We start from the raw sequence: 18,298 nt of genomic DNA, 5'->3' as shown, positions 1-18,298 counted from the left end.
GTTTTGTTGACGTTTTGCTGTTCAGTTTTCAAGGTTCAAGTTATTTACCGCTTAATGTCACGGCGACTTTTCAATATTACCAACTTCTTTTTAAGAAGTCAACAACTTTTTTCTTTTTTATTTCTCCGCATCTTTTATTATGAAAAACGCGACAAGAAATAGTATAGCACCATTCAAAATTTGATACAAGTGTTTTTTTTAAAAAAACCGACTCAAAGATCAAAGACCTTTAAATCGGCATCCCTCTTTACTTTTCTATTCTTTCGGACGCATTTGCGGGAACAATAAAACGTCTCTAATAGATGAAGAATTAGTTAACAACATAATTAACCGGTCGATACCGATCCCTAATCCCCCTGTTGGTGGTAATCCATATTCTAAAGCTTCAATAAAATCTTCATCCATTTCATGAGCTTCGTCGTTACCTTCAGCTTTTTCTACCAATTGGGCTTCAAAACGCTGACGTTGGTCAATTGGGTCGTTTAACTCTGTGAATGCATTAGCATGTTCACGGCGTACTATAAACAATTCAAAACGATCTGTAAAACGTTCATCTTCTGGATTCTTCTTAGCTAAAGGCGAAATTTCAACTGGATGTCCATAAATAAAGGTTGGTTGAACTAACTGCTCTTCCACTTTTTGTTCAAAGAACTCATTTAAGATATGCCCAACTTCCATTGTAGGCTTAATATCAATACCGTGTTCTTTCGCTAGAGCTTGAGCTTCTTCTTTAGTCAAGTGATCCCAGAAGTCTACACCTGTATATTCTTTAACAGCATCAGCCATATGCAGTCGCTTCCAACCTACAGCCAATTCAATTTGATCTTCTCCGTATTGCACTGTAGTAGTTCCTAGAACTTCTTGTGCAATATGAGCTACTAAATTTTCTGTAAGTGCCATGATGTCGTTATAATCTGCGTAAGCTTCATATAATTCTAACATCGTGAATTCAGGGTTATGACGAGTTGAGATTCCTTCGTTACGGAAGACACGCCCAATTTCATAAACCTTCTCTAATCCACCTACAATTAATCGTTTTAAATGCAGCTCAATCGCAATACGGATATACAATTCCATATCTAATGCGTTGTGGTGTGTAATGAACGGCTTTGCAGCCGCTCCTCCAGCAATTGAATGAAGCATCGGAGTTTCAACTTCCAAGAATCCTTCGTTATCTAAGTAACGACGCATAGATTGGATAATTCTACTACGCAGAATAAACGTCTCTTTGCTTTCTTCACTTGTAAGCAAGTCTAAATAACGCTGACGGTAACGTTGTTCAACATCTTTTAAGCCATGGAATTTTTCCGGTAATGGGCGCAACGCTTTTGTAAGGAATTCCACTTCTTTTGCTTTAATAGAAAGTTCGCCTACATTTGTTTTAAATACGACGCCTTTAATCCCAAGGATGTCCCCTAAGTCAACTGTGTTATAAAACTCGTAAGCTTCATCACCAATTGCATCTTTACGAACATAAATTTGGATTTGACCTTTCAAATCTTGAATATGCGCAAAGCCAGCTTTACCTTTTCCACGCTTAGTCATAACTCGTCCAGCAATCACTACTTCATGCGCTGCTTCTTCAAGTTCCTCTTTAGAAAGCTCTCCGCATTGCTCAATTATTTCTTGAGATAAGTGAGTTCGTTCGAAACGGCCACCGAACGGATCCATTCCGTTATCTCGGAAATTTTGCATTTTTTGTCGTCTAACTACTAATTGATCGTTTAATTCTTCTGACATGCCCTACACTCCTTTATCTGTTTAACACTAAATCTCATTCATGTATTTCTCTATTGTACACAATTTCTTACCATACTACATAAAAAAGCTGCCACGAATTTGTGGCAGCTTTACGTTCCACTAATTAATAAAGATATAATTTCTATTGCAACTCCGTTTGGACATCCTGCAAGAACGTTTCAATGTCGTTATACGACTTCCATATACGAACGCCTTCCACCTCAAAGTTATCTGCTATTTTAAATTCTGGATTTATTTCGAGTAATGGCACAACAACAAAGGCTCTTTCATCCATTCGCGGATGCGGCACTACGAGCCTATCGTTTTGTATGTTGTCTTGGTTATACAATAAAATATCAAGATCTATCGTCCTCGGTCCCCACCTAACAATGCGCTTTCGATTTAAATTTTCTTCAATCTCCTGGCACACATCCAACAAAGCGAATGCATCTAATTCCGTTTCGAGCTGAACGACCATATTTAGAAAAGGTTCCTGCTCTGTAAATCCGACGGGATCTGTTTCGTACAGAGAAGAGATGCGGATAACTTTAATGGATGGAGATTTTGAAAGTTGCGATACAGCTTGCCTCAACATCTCGAAGCGGTCCCCCATATTAGAGCCTAGCGACAAATAACTTTGGCTCATGCGAACTTTCCTCGCGTCAATTCAATCGCTACAGATTTATAGTGACCAGGAATCGGAGGGTCTGGTTTGATCAACTGAACGCGTATGCCTTGCACTAAAGGAAATTCGGCTAAAATTCGGCTAGCTACACTTTCTGCTACAGCTTCCACTAATTTCTTCGGCTCCCCCTCAACAATTGAACGACACGCTTCGTAGACTTCTCCGTAATGTACCGTATGCTCTAGCGCATCCGTTTCTCCAGCTTGCTGCAAATCCACAGCTAACGAAACCGTTAAGCGAAATCGTTGACCCAATTTCGTTTCCTCAGGGAACACTCCGTGATAACCATAAAACTCCATATCATTTACATGAATAAAATCCATTATTTCTCCTCCTCATATGGGCGTTTGCCTGTTAGTGCATCCATCATCCGCACCGCACGCACTGTTTCTTTCACGTCGTGAACTCGGACGATATTACACCCTTGTGTGATGCCATAGCAAACTGTTGCGAGTGAACCTTCCAACCGTTCTTCTACAGTGGTATCTAAAATTTTGCCAATGAATGACTTTCTAGAGGTACCAAGAAGCACCGGATAACCCCATTTCGCTATTAGTGCAATCGACTGGATTGCTTGAAGGTTTTGCTCTACCGATTTAACAAATCCAACTCCTGGATCAAGCCAGATATTTTCTCTTGGCACTCCAGCAGAAAGAGCGATTTCAATACTTTCAGTAAGACCCTCCAATAAATTCTCTTGAAAATTTGAATAAGCCCTATCGTTGCGATTATGCATCAAGATGATTGGCACGTTCCATTTTGCCGCGACGTTCGCAATCTCCGAATCGTATTTAGCTCCCCAAATATCGTTAATAATATGGGCACCTGCTGCTATTGCGGCTTCTGCGACACGTGATTTATAGGTATCTACCGAAATTAATATATTGAATTTTTGACGCAACTCCTTGATTACAGGAATGATTCGCCCAATCTCTTCTTCTTCTGAAATTTGCACATGACCTGGTCGAGTGGATTCACCGCCTACGTCGATAATGTCCACACCATCCGCAATCATTTGCTCAGCATGCGTCAATGCTTGTTCCACTCCACTATACTTTCCACCGTCAGAAAAAGAGTCAGGCGTGACGTTTAATATGCCCATAACGAGCGTTTTATCTTTAACATTGATTTCCACAGAATTCACCGTCCAACATTCGAATATGTATCATTAAGCGCGCCTTCATCTTACCTTATTTGACCGGTTTGTTTCCATAGAAAAAGAGCGGACACTATGCCCGCTCTTTTTAATCGTTTAGTTAGACTCATCAAATTGGTAAAGAGGTGTGCTTAAGTAGCGTTCTCCGTTAGACGGAATGATCGCTAATACTTTTTTGCCTTTACCTAAACGTTTTGCAACTTGAAGCGCGGCGTAAATGGCCGCTCCTGAAGATACCCCTCCAAGAATGCCTTCTTCACGAGCCGCTTGACGCGCTGTATCATACGATTGATCGTTCGTTACTTGAATAATTTCATCGTATATTTTGGTATCGAGTACAGCAGGAATAAACCCAGCCCCAATTCCTTGGATTTTGTGAGGTCCCGGCTTACAACCTGATAAGACCGCTGAATCAGCAGGCTCAACCGCGACGATGCGAATTTCCGGATACTTTTCTTTCAATACTTGGCCAGCACCTGTGATCGTTCCACCTGTACCAATTCCTGAAATAAACGCATCTAATTGATCACCCATTGTTTCAACGATTTCCGGACCCGTCGTTAAACGGTGTATTTCTGGATTTGCTTCGTTATTAAATTGTTGGGGCATAAACCAACCATGTTCAGCTGCATTTTTTTCAGCCGTCTTAATCGCTCCATTCGGACCGTTCATACCGTCTGGACCTGGCGTTAAAATCAATTCAGCGCCGTAAGCACGCAATAAGTTGCGACGCTCCATGCTCATTGTCTCTGGCATAACCAAAACAGATTTGTATCCTTTTGCCGCTGCGATCATCGCTAAACCAATTCCTGTGTTCCCACTTGTCGGTTCGATAATGGTATCGCCTTCTTTTAAATCCCCGGACTTTTCAGCCGCTTCAATCATCGCAAGTGCAATTCTGTCTTTTACACTACTGCCTGGGTTAAAGTATTCCAATTTCAAATAAACGTCTGCATCTTCAGGACCTGTTAACCGATTTAACTTCACAGTTGGTGTTTGTCCAATCAATTCAGTAATTGAGTTTCCTACACGCGCCATTTTTCAACACTCCTAATCCCTAGTAATTTTGTCGACTTTAATGAAGCTAATGTTATCAATACGGCGGGTCTTTTGTCAAATTGCATGAATTTATAAAAAATAGACGTTCCGTAACGAAACGTCTAATGAATACCTATTCTCCATAAAACCATTCAGCGTCAAACTCTTGCCAGAAAGCTTCAGGAGTCACCGCTTGTGGCAATTGCTCTAATGCTAGCTCACGATTAATATGCCCTTCTACATCTTCATAAGAAAATGTTTGGCCATCCACTTTTTCTGTCACGGAAATAATAGCAGTTTTGCCGTTTTCCAGTGCCAACGGCGAAGACCATCCGCCGATTTCTACTTTCGAAACAGCTTTGGCAATATTGGTATCTATACTTGGTTCGCCATTGGATATATACCCAATATCTCCACCAAGATTACCCGTTGCACTGTCAATCGACCGTTCACGAGCAGTCGCTTCGAATGAAGAACCTTTTTCAAGTTCTTTAATGGTTTCTTCGGCTTCTGCCGATGAGTTTAGAACGATGATGCGCGTGCGATACGAATCTTTCACATCGTAGAGTGACTCGTTATCGTCATAAAACGCTTTAATCTCTTCTTTTTCAATGACGACGTCTTTAGTCAGCACTTTTTCTAAAATTAATTGGGCTTTTATTTTTTCGCGTTGACGTGTATCGTCCACTGCATATAACGCGGTTTCTGTACCATCTCGTGAAGAACGCACTAGCGCTAACTCCAAATCAATTTCTTTGTCACTGACTTCGATCCCGTAATCTTTAGCTGCAGTGGCCATTACTTTTTCATTGACTAACTCAAGTAACGCTTCGCGGCCATGCTGTTCTTCCATAGAAGCCAACCACTCTTCTCGCGTGATTGCTTCACCACTGACAGAAGCGACTTTTTCCACTTTGCCCGTATCGTTTGGAATTAACCAAGCAATTAACCATAAAATATTAAATAACAATAGTACCCCGATGATCATTAGCACCGGTTTGGTTTTTAAATGTCGTTTAGGCTTGTCTGTACCTGCCGGCGGCACAGGTCGCCGGTTATTATAGTTGGAGCTCATTGATAAACGTCTCGAGTTCCTCTTTAGAATAATGGTACGTCTCTAAGCAGAAATGGCATTGCGCTTCCGCCATTCCGTCTTCGTCGATCATGTCTTGAATTTCTTTTTTCCCCAGTCCAAGAATAGCAGTTGCAAAACGGTCTTTAGAACAATTACATTCGAAATTCACCGGCATTTTATCAAGAATTTGGACATTTCCTTCTCCAAGTACTGCATCAAGAATTTCTTCTGGCGACAATCCACGTTGAATCATATGAGAAACAGGTTCAATACCAGAAAGACGTTCTTCGATTTTCGTGATGGTTTCATCATCCGTATTTGGCATCAATTGAATGATAAATCCACCCGCTGCCAAAATCGAGTTGTCTGTATCTACTAAAACGCCTAGTCCAACTGATGAAGGTATTTGTTCTGAAGTAGCAAAATAATAGGTGAAGTCTTCGGCGATTTCACCTGAAACAATCGGTGTTTGACCCGTGAAATTATCGCGCATACCTAAATCTTTAACAACTGACATCATACCGGTTGTTCCAACTGCACGACTAACATCTAATTTACCTAGCTCGTTTAAATCAAAATGAGTTTGCGGATTAGAAACATAGCCACGAACACCACCGTTAGCATTGCTGTCTACTAGTAATGCGCCAACAGGTCCGCCACCTTCAAACTTAATCGTTACTTTATCATCGCCTTTTAGCATAGCTCCAAGCATCACGCCACCTGTCATCGCTCTCCCTAAAGCTGCCGAAGCGGTTGGCCACATCATATGGCGACGTTGTGCTTCTCCTACTGTTTTCGTGCTGTCTACTGCAAATGCACGGACACTCCCATTAAAACCGAGACCGCGAACTAAATAATCTGACACATCTATCGTTCCTTTCTTTACGCTTGATTGCGTTTGTAAATTAAATATAGTCCTTTTAACGTTAAAAAAGGATCTACATAATCAATAATGGTTGTTTCACTAGCAATTAAAGAAGCCATACCGCCAGTCGCAATAACTACCGGCTTTTCTTTACTGTCTTTTTTCATGCGCGAGACAATTCCTTCTATTTGGCCAACATAACCATAAACAATACCGGCTTGCATGGCAGAAATCGTATTTTTACCCACTACATGCTCTGGTGTAGCGATTTCAATCCGCGGAAGTTTAGCAGCACGAGCATATAGCGCTTCTGTTGAAATATTAATACCGGGAGCAATGGCGCCTCCCATGTATTGTTGCTTTTCATTAATATAACAGAAAGTATTGGCCGTGCCAAAATCAACAATAATCAACGGACTCCCGTATTCATGGATTGCCGCGACTGCATTTACGATTCGGTCAGTGCCTACTTCACGAGGATTATCATACTTAATGTTCAATCCTGTTTTCACACCAGGTCCAACTATCAACGGTTTTACCTGAAAATATTTTTGGCACATCCGCTCTAAAGTAGAGACGATAGGCGGGACAACGGACGACATAATAACACCGGTGACCGATGAAAAACTTAAATCGACATCTTGGAGAAATGTTTTAATCTGCATGCCATATTCATCTTCTGTTTTATGACGAAGTGTTTCCATACGCCAATGGTGCATTAATTGATCTTGATCGTATACTCCTAGAACAATACTTGTATTTCCAGCATCCATTACCAAAATCATGTTTTAGCCTCACTTATCGACGAATTTCCAACACATCATACCACAATTTAAAGAAAGCAAAAAGCTGATTGCCTTCCCTTTAGTAAGGGAATAGGCAACCAGCTCGTCACTCTTATTATTTGCGTTTTTCGTCAATCGAATCTCCTACTGAGTCCGTTTGTACGTCTTCTGAAGGCAAGTCTCCCGCTGAAGGATCAGCTGGTGCACCTATCGCTTCTGAAGTGTCGCTATCTTTTTTTAAATTTGTTTTACTTTCGTCTCCGAAATCACCGTTTAACGTTTCGTAATCTCGTTCAGGAAGCGTACCGTGGTCTTTCAAATGCAGAATTTGTGCCGCATCTAAAGTTTCCACTTCAAGCAATGTCGTCGCAACCAATTCAAGAAGTTCTTTCTTCTCAGTCAGAATTTCTTTCGTGCGAATATACTGCTCTTTGATAATACGTTGCATTTCCTGATCAATTTCAAAGGCAATGGCATCTGAATAATTTTGTTCAGAGTTAAAGTCACGCCCTAAGAATACGTTACCGCCTTGCGCTGTACCGAATTGAACCGGACCGATTTTGTCACTCATGCCGTATTCCGTTACCATGCTGCGGGCAATTGCCGTTGCACGCTGGAAATCGTTATGAGCGCCGGTAGATACTTCACCGAACATGATATCTTCTGCTACACGTCCGCCTAGTAAACCAGAAATCTTATCAAGCAATTCAGGTTTTGTCATAAAGTAACGATCTTCTTTTGGTAGCATGACAGCATAGCCGCCAGCTTGTCCGCGAGGAACGATCGTTACTTTGTGAACAGTTTCAGCGTCATCAAGCGTTAACCCGATAACCGTATGTCCCGCTTCGTGGAATGCCACGATATTGCGTTCTTTTTTCGAAATAACGCGGTTTTTCTTAGCAGGACCTGCGATAACGCGGTCAGATGCTTCATCAAGATCAGACATATCAATTTTAAGTTTACTGCGACGAGCCGCAACAAGTGCTGCTTCGTTCAATAAGTTCTCTAAATCGGCACCTGAGAATCCAGGCGTACGCTGAGCGATTGCTTTTAAATCAACATTTTCGTCAAGCGGTTTATTACGCGCGTGAACTTTAAGAACTTCTTCACGGCCTTTAACATCCGGACGACCTACAGTAATCTGACGGTCAAAACGTCCCGGACGAAGTAAAGCCGGATCCAGAATGTCCGGACGGTTTGTTGCAGCAATAATAATAACGCCTTCGTTTGCACCAAAGCCATCCATTTCAACCAATAGTTGGTTTAATGTTTGCTCACGCTCATCGTGTCCACCACCGAGACCAGCGCCACGTTGGCGTCCGACTGCGTCGATTTCATCGATGAAAATGATACAAGGTGCGTTTTTCTTCGCGTTTTCAAACAAATCACGAACTCGAGAAGCCCCGACACCGACAAACATCTCAACAAAGTCCGAACCACTGATAGAGAAGAATGGAACGCCTGCTTCTCCGGCAACAGCACGTGCTAGTAAGGTTTTACCGGTACCCGGAGGTCCAACAAGTAAAATACCTTTTGGAATGCGAGCGCCAATGTCTGCGAATCTGCGCGGATCTTTCAAGAAATCAACAACTTCTACAAGTTCTTGTTTCTCTTCATCTGCTCCAGCTACGTCATTAAAGCGAACTTTTTGTTTTTGATCATCATATAACTTCGCTTTACTTTTACCAAAGTTCATCACACGACCGCCTCCGCCGCCTTGTGATTGATTAAGTAAGAAGAAGAAAAGGATGAAAATGATGATAAATGGAATGATACCTGTGAAAAATGAAACCCAACCACTTGTTTGTGGAGCTTTCAAATATTCAATCTCGACACCATCTTGTGCTTTTGCGACTGCATCAATTTCAGCAGTTAACGCTTCGTTTTCTAATGGAATATTCGTTACAAAAGATTGACCTTCTTCATATCCAGTCATTTTCCCTGTGACTTCATAAACCATAGCATCCGGTTGGATTGTAACTTCCTCAATCTCCCCATTTTCCAATGCTTCCAAAAATTCGTTATATCCTATATTTTCAGTCGGCTGGTTACTATTGTTAAAGGTACCCAGAATCCCGATAATAACTAGGAAAATCAGTAAATAAAATATGGTGTATCGAAATATCCGATTCATCCCGCGCCCCCTCATAAAGTTTCCCTAAAACTATACTAAATACTACCATAGGAACATTTCAGCATACAACGAAAAGGCCTTATTCTCGCTGTTTAATCGATAGACTGTGAACGATCGTTGTCTATTCTGCTTCTTCGCTATAAATTGCAGGCTTCAAAATTCCGATATACGGTAAATTCCGGTATTTTTCTGCGTAATCCAAGCCGTATCCAACAACAAACGCATCAGGTACTTCAAAGCCAACATAATCAGCTTTCAAGTCTACTTTGCGCCCTGTTGGCTTATCCAATAAGGTAACGATTTTGATTGAGTTTGCTTTCCGGTACTTAAACAGGTCCACCAAATAGCTAAGTGTCATTCCACTATCAATAATGTCTTCGATGATTAATAGATCGCGCCCTTCAACACTCGCATTCAAATCTTTCACAATTTTAACTTCTCCAGAAGAAACAGTCGCGTTGCCGTAACTCGAAACATCCATGAAATCCATTTCAATAAAACCATCAATGCGTTTCATCAAATCTCCCATGAATGGCATTGCACCTTTTAAAACGCCGATAGCTAGTGGATATTTACCTTTATAATCCTCTGTTAACGCCGCTCCTAGTTCACGTGCTTTGTCCTGCAATTGTTCTTCGCTAATTAAAATTTCTTTAATGTCATTCTGTAACATGGTGGACCTCCTAGTATTCCTTGTTTTCATTTTATAAAAGTTGTTCAATTAGTACCCAATTGTCTCCATCTCGCTTTTGACGACTAACGAGGGCAGATGGTCGTAAGCCTGGCACTAGTAAAAGTTCGTTTTTGTCAGTCGTGATGACAGGCCAACTTTCTCTCATAGGCACAGGGATTTTTTCATCAATCATTAAACGTGACAGTTTTTTTGGATGATTCATCCCCGTAAGCAGAATCCGATCACCCGGTTTTCTACTTCGCAAAAAGAAACTGGCGTTTTCCGGTGCTTGAAAATACCAAGTTGTGGCATTTTCCGTTTGTTCTTGTCGAACAGTTGGCACCACCTTATACTGGCGTCCATGATAAACAGGTGTCCAGTTAGCAGTAATGTTGATGGATGTCAGTCCAGTCACCGTTTCTTGCGATTGGTGACTGAGCAAAACCGTGTCGTATTGGCGAATTGCTATATAATTTTGCGGCAAATGTAAAAAAACAGTACCCGATGAACTTTGCATCATTTCCTGCATTTGTTCGACCAACTGTCTAGTTAACGGAACTTGCTTCGGATTATATAGATAGTTTAATAGTAGTAGAACCATTCTTTTTTGTAAAGCATGCGCTTCAACTCTGAAACTTTTGGCAGATAAAATGATTTTTTTATTTTCCACTCTCATTATTTGTTTCAATTTCTGTTCGGCTAAATCCTGTAAAAACTGTTGATCTTGTTGCATATCTTCAGCTAGTTCCACAAAATTTTGAGAAACATCGTTATTTTCTTCTTTTAAGAGCGGCAAAACTTTTTGGCGCAAACGATTCCGTGTATATGCCGCTTCAGCGTTACTCGAATCTTCCCGATATGAAATGCCTTGCGCTTTTGCATAAGCTACAATTTGCTCTTTGACCACTGCCAATTGCGGGCGAATCAAATGACCGCTTCCAAACGGGCGGCTAGCTAACATGCCAAATGAGCCATCCTGCAAACTACCTCGTACTCCAGACATCAAGATCGTTTCGAGTTGATCGTCCGCGTGATGGGCCGTCGCAAATTTAGTGGCACCAGTTTGTTCCATGACTTCAAGAAAATAAGTATAGCGCTCGGTTCGGCATACTTGTTGCTTATTACCACCTTTTTTTTCTAAAATCTCTGGAATGGGAATCGCTCGACTAAAATATTCAATGCCCCATTGTTTCGCTTTTTCTTCGGTAAACAAGCGATCTTTATGAGATTCTTCGCCTCTTAACATATGATCTACATGAACAGCCGCGACTGAAATGCCTAGTTCGGCCTTTATTGAATTCAAGAAATAAAGTAAGACCATCGAATCAATTCCGCCTGAACAACCAACGAGTACCTTATCTCCAGCTTGCATCAGTTTATGCTTGTTAATGTATTTCATCAGTAATACTTGAAAACTCCCCATTTCTTCATCTCACCTGCTTATCTCTGTCTTTAAAATCTGTCTAAAAAAATTGTAAATTGTAATTGACAGACGCATCTATCAATAGTATGCTATTAAATGTTCGTTTAAACAAGGCGGCGTAGCTCAGCTGGCTAGAGCGTACGGTTCATACCCGTGAGGTCGGGGGTTCGATCCCCTCTGCCGCCATCATAGTTTCATTTTAAAGCAGCGTCCTTCCAGGGCGCTGCTTTTTTTATTTCAAAAATTAATAGTAAAAAAATAAACGCTTCTCAAGTTGAGAAGCGTTTCAGTATAAATTTCAAGCTGTATTGAAGCATTTCCCTATACTATTAAAACAGCTAGCAAGTTAGCCTCTTTTTGCCCCTCTGCCGCCACGTTTTGATTCAGTCGCGCGTTTTAAGGTCGTCATATTTTCTTCGCTATCTTTTAAGAACTTCGCCATTTTTGTTTCAAAGTTCTCTTTTGGAGCGCGATCAAATGAACGATTGTTGCTCGGGCGTGGTCGTTGTGGTCGTTCTGTGCCGCCAGCTGGTTGTGGCTTCGCTTTACGAATTGAAAGCCCAATCTTCCCGTCTGCTTCTACATTCATGACTTTCACTTCTACCATTTCGCCAACTTTAAGATGATCGTTAATATCTTTTACATAGTTGTCGGCTACTTCACTTATATGCACGAGGCCTGTTGCACCAGTTGGAAGCTGAACAAATGCTCCAAAGTTTGTAATACCTGTGACTTTACCTTCTAACTTGCTGCCTACTTCAATCGACATAAAAAAAATGCTCCTCCTTAAAATTTAAGGTGACTCCAAAGCGATATTGGGTCACGCTGTCATTTTGCGGGACTTGTCCCACTTTTTATTATAACCATCAAAAAAAGAGTGTCAACTGACTACTCTTTTTCTGATGGCTTTTCTTCATCTTTTTTTTCGTCATGTGGTGTAGTAAAAATGATTTCTCCTTCTTCTGATAGGAAGTAATCTTTACGCGCTAATTTAGCCAAATATTCTTCGTCATTCAATAGCAAGATTTGTTCTTCTAGCTGATTTTGCTGCTTTTCAACTTGTTCAAGTTCTAGCAACGCTTCTTCACGAAGCTGCGCTTTTTCAGAAATGGTTTGTGTTTGTGCATAAATAGTCGACCCAATCCATATAGTCGCCATTAAAATCACAAACCCAAATACTGCCAATCTCCTCATTAATCGAACTTTGTGAGCAGACTTGCGCTTTTCTTCGATTTCAACCGAACGGACATAGTCATTGCGAATTGAGGTGACTTCGCGCTTTTCAGCTTTGTTATCTCTCTTCAAACTCATGACCCGCTCTCCCTTCATACTAACTTTGTCATTATTATACATGAAATGCCCTAAGAATATAAGCGTTTTCAATAATTTTCCCTTTTTTCACTTCTTTCTTCGATAAGGACTTACGACTGATTTTTATTTTATCATAAAAATACAGTTGACTTAATTTTTATACAGACATATAATACTTATCATTATCTTTTCACTTAACATTAAAAGGAATTTCAATAAAAACCAAAAAAATAATTTAATAAATATACATTATCAATGAATAAAATAGGGGTGAAAGAATGTCAGGTACAGTAACGTTAGCAAATGGCAAAGCATTTAATGGTAAGTGGCACGGCAAAGCTTCTGCAATTCAAGGAGAAATTGTCTTTTTCACAGGCATGACTGGTTACGAAGAAGTTTTAACAGATCCTTCGTATAAAGGACAAATCATTGTATTTTCTTATCCTCTTATTGGACAATACGGAATCCAATCGCTTTATGCACAATCTGATTTGATTCAAGCATCCGGCATTATTGTTGCGAACTTATATGAAGGACCTCTTTGCAATGAGGCCATCTCACTTGCTGCGTTTGCCGATAACCACAGCATTCCGATTTTAAGCGGTGTCGATACACGCTCTGTTATCCAAAACATTCGCGATTCCGGCACGATGCAATCGCAATTGCTGCATGAGTCTTTCTCCGAATTAGCTTGGGAGCCGGTGCAAACGCATTTCTTCCCTGCTACTCAAACCACACAAGAGCTTCAAACAATCGGAAACGGTGCGACGCATATTGGGTTGATTGATTTCTATTATAAATCGTCCATCTTGAAACAATTGCTGCTACTTGATTGCAAAGTGACGATCATTCCTTATGCAACCCCAACAGAACAGCTCGATCGTCTTGGTCTTGATGGTCTGCTATTCTCAAATGGTCCTGGAGACCCCGCCGCTCTTCAACAGCTGTTTCCGACATACCGCGACTGGGCAGAGCGATATCCGAGTTTCGGCATTTGTCTTGGCCACCAAGTACTAGCTTCCGCATTTGGCGCGAAAACGACGAAGCTCGCCTATGGTCACCGCGGAGCCAATCACCCTGTAATGAACTTGCAAACAAAACGCGTCAGCATGAGTTCACAAAATCACAGCTATGTCGTCGAAAGCGATAGCCTTACACCTACACCTTTTTCGGTTCTTTATAAAAATGTCAACGACGGCAGTATCGAAGGACTTGTTCACGATACTTTGCCAGTAACTACCGTCCAATTTCATCCAGAAGCAGCACCTGGTCCAACTGACCACCTTGAATTATTCGAGCAATTTTTAAATGTAGCAAAACAGCAAGAAGGAGTGAAAGTCCATGCCTAAGCACGAACACATAAAAAAAGTATTGGTTATTGGCTCAGGTGCCATTGTCATCGGACAAGCTGCTGAATTCGATTATTCCGGCACCCAAGCTTGTGTCGCATTAAAAGAAGAAGGCGTGGAAGTCATCTTAATCAACAATAATCCTGCAACAATCATGACCGATCGGTCTATTTCCGATAAAGTCTACTTCGAACCGCTAACGTTAGATAGCGTCACTGCCATTATCGAAAAAGAACGACCGGATGGTTTGCTTGCGACAGTTGGCGGGCAAACTGCCTTAAATTTAGCAATGGCTTTATCTGATTCAAGTATTTTAACGAAATATGGTGTTACTTTACTGGGTACGGATATGAAAGCCATTAAACAAGCGGAAGATCGTGAACAATTCCGCTCCTTGATGAATCACTTAGGCGAGCCGGTTCCTGATAGTGACATTATTTATTCGATTGAAGGCGCTTTGGAATTTGCGGATTCCGCGGGCTATCCACTCATCGTACGTCCTGCTTATACACTTGGTGGCTTTGGTGGTGGTATTGCTCAAGATGAAAAAACCTATATTGACTTAGTCAAACAAGGATTAAGTGCCAGTCCGATCAAGCAATGTCTAGTCGAAATCAGTATTGCAGGCTATAAAGAAATCGAATACGAAGTAATGCGTGACGCAGACGGAACGTGTATCACAATTTGCAATATGGAAAACTTCGATCCCGTTGGTGTGCATACAGGCGACTCGATTGTCGTAGCACCTAGCCAAACATTAAACGATCAAGACTTCCATATGTTGCGTAGCTCTTCAATCCACATTATTAAAGCGCTCGGCATCATCGGTGCATGTAATGTACAGTTCGCGTTACACCCTGAAACTTCCGCTTATTATTTAATCGAAGTTAACCCGCGCGTGAGTCGTTCATCCGCTCTCGCTTCAAAAGCAACCGGTTATCCGATTGCTAAAATTGCAGCGAAGTTGGCACTTGGCTATCAATTAGCAGAATTAAAAAACCCGGTAACAGGTACTACATTTGCTAGTTTCGAGCCAGCACTCGATTATGTAGCTGTTAAAATTCCGCGTTGGCCATTTGATCAATTCCCGCAAATCGAACGCAAGCTGGGTACACAAATGAAAGCTACTGGTGAAGTTATGGCAATTGAACGTAGCATGGAAGCGGCTTTGCAAAAAGCCATTCGTTCACTCGAGTTGCCAATCGACGGCTTCCGCTTACCTGCTCTTAGCAAGTTTTCAACAGAAAATTTATGCGAGTTGGCTACCGAAGCCGATGATCGCCGCCTGTTCGTCCTTTTTGAATTATTGATACGTGACAAAACGATTGATTTTTTACATGGCATCACAGGCATTACCCCTTACTTCTTATGGGTGATGAACAATATCGTTGAAGAATGGCAGAAACTTCAACAAACCGACTGGAACAACATGACACGCAGTCGCTTGCTTCAAGCAAAGACATTAGGTTTTAGCGATCAACAACTAGCAGATTTATGGAATGTTTCGTGTTCTGAAGTTTGGGGGCAACGTAGGCTTTGGCAAGTAACTCCTGCTTATCGCATGATTGATACGTGCGCTGCTGAATTTTCGTCAAATACCAATTATTTTTATTCGAGTTGGCAAGGTGCTTCAGACGTCAGCCGACCTCATCATAAGAAAAAAGTAGCAGTGATTGGATCGGGCCCAATTCGCATTGGTCAAGGCATCGAATTTGATTATTGTTGTGTACACAGTGTTTTAGCTGCTCAAAAACTCGGTTATGAAGCGATTATGATTAATAATAATCCAGAAACCGTCAGCACCGATTACGAAATAGCAGACGCGCTGTACTTTGAACCAATTACTCCGGAAGACATTTTGAATGTGTTGGACTTTGAAGGCATCAATCAAGTCATTCTTCAATTTGGTGGACAAACTTCACTGAATGTAGCAGCAGCTTTAGAAAGCGCGGGCATTACGGTTCTAGGCTCGACAGTGGATTTACTAGACCAAATGGAAGACCGCGATCGTTTTTATGCATTTTTGGAATCGATCGGCTTACCGACCATTCCTGGTAAAACGGCGCTGAATGCCACCAACGTTATACCGGCAGCTCGTTCACTCGGCTTTCCCGTGTTATTGCGTCCCTCTTACGTCATCGGTGGGCGTGGCATGGTTGTGTTAGCGAATGAAAAAGAACTAACTGAATGGTTGCACGAAACGACAATGGCGTTCCCTGTATTGGTCGATCATTTCGTTACCGGCAAAGAAGTCGAAGCGGATATTTTAACCGATGGCGACAATGTTTGGGTGTCGGCTATTTTCGAACACGTGGAAGGAACCGGTGTTCATTCTGGTGATAGCATCTCGATTACGCCACCGGTTTCATTATCAGAACGTGACTTGCAAGAACTAACTGAAACAGCAAAACACATCGCCACAAACATGGACTATACCGGCTTATTTAATATCCAATTTGTTTACGAAGACAATCAATTATTCGTTATGGAAATTAATCCACGAGCATCACGTACTGCGCCAATCAGCTCGAAAATCACTGATGTGCCACTTGTTCAACACGCTACGGCTTTATTGTTAGGCGTGCCGTTTGCAGAACTTGCCATTGAAGAGAGTTTCAACGGACAACCTGAATATACGGTAAAAGCACCGGTATTCTCTCATATTAAACTACCTGGCTTGTCTCCTGTTCTATCACCTGAAATGATGTCGACAGGCGAAGTGATTGGATCCAGTTCAGATTTAGATTTAGCGTTAGCGAAAGCGCTAGGCGGTGCTTCTGTTCAATTGGCTGACTTGACTGAAGGCGGTACGTTATTTGTCGCAGACTCATCGATCGCTCAAGTCGACAGCGCTGTATGGAAAACACTTGGACACGCGGTCATCACTGAAAGCTCACAGTCTTTTAATGACTGGTTACAAACAGAAAATAAAAAAGCGTATATCGATTTTTCTCCTGACCCGGACAGTACAACTGCTAAACAGGCCGCAATCCACCGTCTTCATGTGTGGACACGCCCTGAAACAATGGCTGCGTTTAACGGCAGCTTAACATCTACCCTATTACCGAAAGGAGTGCTTGCAAAATGACTATGGCGATCCCATTTGCCCCATCGATTATTCAAGAAGATTTTTTATCGCTAAAAGATTACAGCACAACTGAATTGATGGATTTGCTGAATCTGGCTATTGAATTAAAAAAACCTGAAAACAAACATTTGCCACTATTAAAAGGAAAAGTACTCGGCATGATTTTTGAAAAATCCTCTACCCGTACGCGCGTTTCATTTGAAGCTGGAATGCTTCAACTTGGAGGCAACGCCATGTTCTTGAGTTCGCAAGATACACAACTCGGACGCGGTGAAACTATTGCTGATACGGGACGCGTTTTGTCAGGTTATTTGGACGGGTTGATGATTCGTACATATCACCAATCAACGGTTCAAGAACTAGCGGATTTCAGTTCGATTCCAGTGATCAACGGCTTAACAGACGATTACCACCCGTGCCAAGTGATGGCTGATTTAATGACGATGCTCGAGCATTTCGGGACGTTAAAAGGCAAGAAAATGGCCTATATTGGAGATGGTAACAATATGGCCAATTCATTGATGATTGGGGCCGCTAAAGTCGGTATGGATATTAGTATTGCTTCTCCTGCTGCTTATGCCCCTACAGCAGAAATGGTTGCGTTAGCAAATGATATTGCGCAATATACAGGTTCGACCATTGAAATTACAGATAGTCCGGAAAAAGCAGTTACTGGTAGTGACGCCGTTTATACAGACGTTTGGGCGAGCATGGGGCAAGAACAAGAAACCATTGAACGCCTAGAACATTTCCAAGGGTTTCAAGTAAACGAAGAACTCATCAAGTATGCCAATAAAGACTTTATCTTTATGCACTGCTTGCCTGCTCACCGTGAGGAAGAAGTGACTACTGCTATTTTAGAAGGTCCGCATTCCGTCATTTTCCAGCAATCTGAAAATCGTTTACATGCACAAAAAGCCGTGCTTGTTGCGTTGATGGGTGATAAATAAACAGAAAAAAAAGCCTTAGGAATTTT

16 protein-coding genes and 1 tRNA gene are annotated in these 18,298 nt (G+C 41.6%); 4 read left to right on the top strand and 13 right to left on the bottom strand.

The features are described 5' to 3' along the window. Window positions 1–255 precede the first annotated feature (255 nt). The 11 genes from lysS to tilS form a co-directional block, all read right to left on the bottom strand. Window positions 256–1,740, bottom strand: a complete 1,485-nt coding sequence (gene lysS / locus MLE13_RS17440; RefSeq protein WP_240751057.1) for a lysine--tRNA ligase — start codon at window positions 1,738–1,740, stop codon at window positions 256–258. A gap of 142 nt (window positions 1,741–1,882) precedes the next feature. Further along, window positions 1,883–2,386, bottom strand: a complete 504-nt coding sequence (gene folK, locus MLE13_RS17435; RefSeq protein WP_240751056.1) for a 2-amino-4-hydroxy-6-hydroxymethyldihydropteridine diphosphokinase — start codon at window positions 2,384–2,386, stop codon at window positions 1,883–1,885. Next, window positions 2,383–2,748 (bottom strand): dihydroneopterin aldolase, encoded by a 366-nt coding sequence (gene folB / locus MLE13_RS17430; RefSeq protein WP_240751055.1) that lies wholly within the window; start codon window positions 2,746–2,748, stop codon window positions 2,383–2,385. The genes folK and folB overlap by 4 nt, the downstream gene beginning before the upstream one ends. After that, complete coding sequence (gene folP, locus MLE13_RS17425) at window positions 2,748–3,560, bottom strand: dihydropteroate synthase (protein ID WP_240751054.1); 813 nt, start codon at window positions 3,558–3,560, stop codon at window positions 2,748–2,750. Before folP ends, folB begins: the two co-directional genes overlap by 1 nt. A gap of 117 nt (window positions 3,561–3,677) precedes the next feature. Then, window positions 3,678–4,619: a cysteine synthase A gene (cysK, locus tag MLE13_RS17420; protein ID WP_240751053.1), complete on the bottom strand. Its 942-nt coding sequence runs from the start codon at window positions 4,617–4,619 to the stop codon at window positions 3,678–3,680. A 133-nt stretch (window positions 4,620–4,752) separates the two neighbouring features. After that, complete coding sequence (locus MLE13_RS17415; RefSeq protein ID WP_240751052.1) at window positions 4,753–5,694, bottom strand: peptidyl-prolyl cis-trans isomerase; 942 nt, start codon at window positions 5,692–5,694, stop codon at window positions 4,753–4,755. Continuing rightward, on the bottom strand, window positions 5,678–6,559 hold the full coding sequence (gene hslO, locus MLE13_RS17410) for an Hsp33 family molecular chaperone HslO (protein ID WP_240751051.1): 882 nt from the start codon (window positions 6,557–6,559) through the stop codon (window positions 5,678–5,680). Before hslO ends, MLE13_RS17415 begins: the two co-directional genes overlap by 17 nt. Window positions 6,560–6,576: 17 nt before the next feature. Next, the gene (locus tag MLE13_RS17405) at window positions 6,577–7,344 is read right to left on the bottom strand and encodes a type III pantothenate kinase (protein ID WP_240751050.1); all 768 of its coding nucleotides are present in this window, start codon (window positions 7,342–7,344) and stop codon (window positions 6,577–6,579) included. A 115-nt stretch (window positions 7,345–7,459) separates the two neighbouring features. Further along, the gene (gene ftsH, locus MLE13_RS17400; protein ID WP_240751049.1) at window positions 7,460–9,478 is read right to left on the bottom strand and encodes an ATP-dependent zinc metalloprotease FtsH; all 2,019 of its coding nucleotides are present in this window, start codon (window positions 9,476–9,478) and stop codon (window positions 7,460–7,462) included. A gap of 121 nt (window positions 9,479–9,599) precedes the next feature. Then, entirely contained in the window at window positions 9,600–10,151 is a 552-nt protein-coding gene (hpt, locus tag MLE13_RS17395) for a hypoxanthine phosphoribosyltransferase (protein WP_240751048.1), read from the bottom strand. A 31-nt stretch (window positions 10,152–10,182) separates the two neighbouring features. Then, window positions 10,183–11,574 (bottom strand): tRNA lysidine(34) synthetase TilS, encoded by a 1,392-nt coding sequence (gene tilS, locus MLE13_RS17390; RefSeq protein WP_240751047.1) that lies wholly within the window; start codon window positions 11,572–11,574, stop codon window positions 10,183–10,185. Window positions 11,575–11,686: 112 nt separating this feature from the next. Between tilS and MLE13_RS17385 the strand changes: the two genes are divergently transcribed. Beyond that, window positions 11,687–11,760, top strand: a tRNA-Met gene (locus tag MLE13_RS17385). A gap of 160 nt (window positions 11,761–11,920) precedes the next feature. Here the strand turns inward: MLE13_RS17385 and MLE13_RS17380 are convergent. Together MLE13_RS17380 and MLE13_RS17375 are read right to left on the bottom strand one after the other, a co-directional pair. Beyond that, a complete protein-coding gene (locus MLE13_RS17380) occupies window positions 11,921–12,343 on the bottom strand; it encodes a S1 domain-containing RNA-binding protein (RefSeq protein WP_008433134.1) in 423 nt (140 codons plus the stop codon). 119 nt (window positions 12,344–12,462) lie between these two features. Next, window positions 12,463–12,885 carry an FtsB family cell division protein gene (locus MLE13_RS17375; RefSeq protein ID WP_240751046.1) on the bottom strand — a complete coding sequence of 141 codons (423 nt, stop codon included), beginning with the start codon at window positions 12,883–12,885 and terminating at the stop codon, window positions 12,463–12,465. A 278-nt stretch (window positions 12,886–13,163) separates the two neighbouring features. Between MLE13_RS17375 and MLE13_RS17370 the strand changes: the two genes are divergently transcribed. From MLE13_RS17370 to argF, 3 genes are read left to right on the top strand one after another with little or no spacing between them, the layout of a single operon-like run. Continuing rightward, window positions 13,164–14,234 (top strand): carbamoyl phosphate synthase small subunit, encoded by a 1,071-nt coding sequence (locus tag MLE13_RS17370; protein WP_240751045.1) that lies wholly within the window; start codon window positions 13,164–13,166, stop codon window positions 14,232–14,234. Further along, window positions 14,227–17,322: a carbamoyl phosphate synthase large subunit gene (locus MLE13_RS17365; RefSeq protein ID WP_240751044.1), complete on the top strand. Its 3,096-nt coding sequence runs from the start codon at window positions 14,227–14,229 to the stop codon at window positions 17,320–17,322. Before MLE13_RS17370 ends, MLE13_RS17365 begins: the two co-directional genes overlap by 8 nt. Next, window positions 17,319–18,272, top strand: a complete 954-nt coding sequence (argF, locus tag MLE13_RS17360; protein ID WP_240751043.1) for an ornithine carbamoyltransferase — start codon at window positions 17,319–17,321, stop codon at window positions 18,270–18,272. Before MLE13_RS17365 ends, argF begins: the two co-directional genes overlap by 4 nt. Window positions 18,273–18,298 lie beyond the last annotated feature (26 nt).

The sequence above is a fragment of the Planococcus halocryophilus genome, from assembly GCF_022489025.1.
GTDB lineage: Bacteria > Bacillota > Bacilli > Bacillales_A > Planococcaceae > Planococcus > Planococcus halocryophilus_A.
The sequence above is the reverse complement of the archived record's forward strand: the minus strand, read 5'-3'. Positions and strand labels throughout refer to the sequence as shown.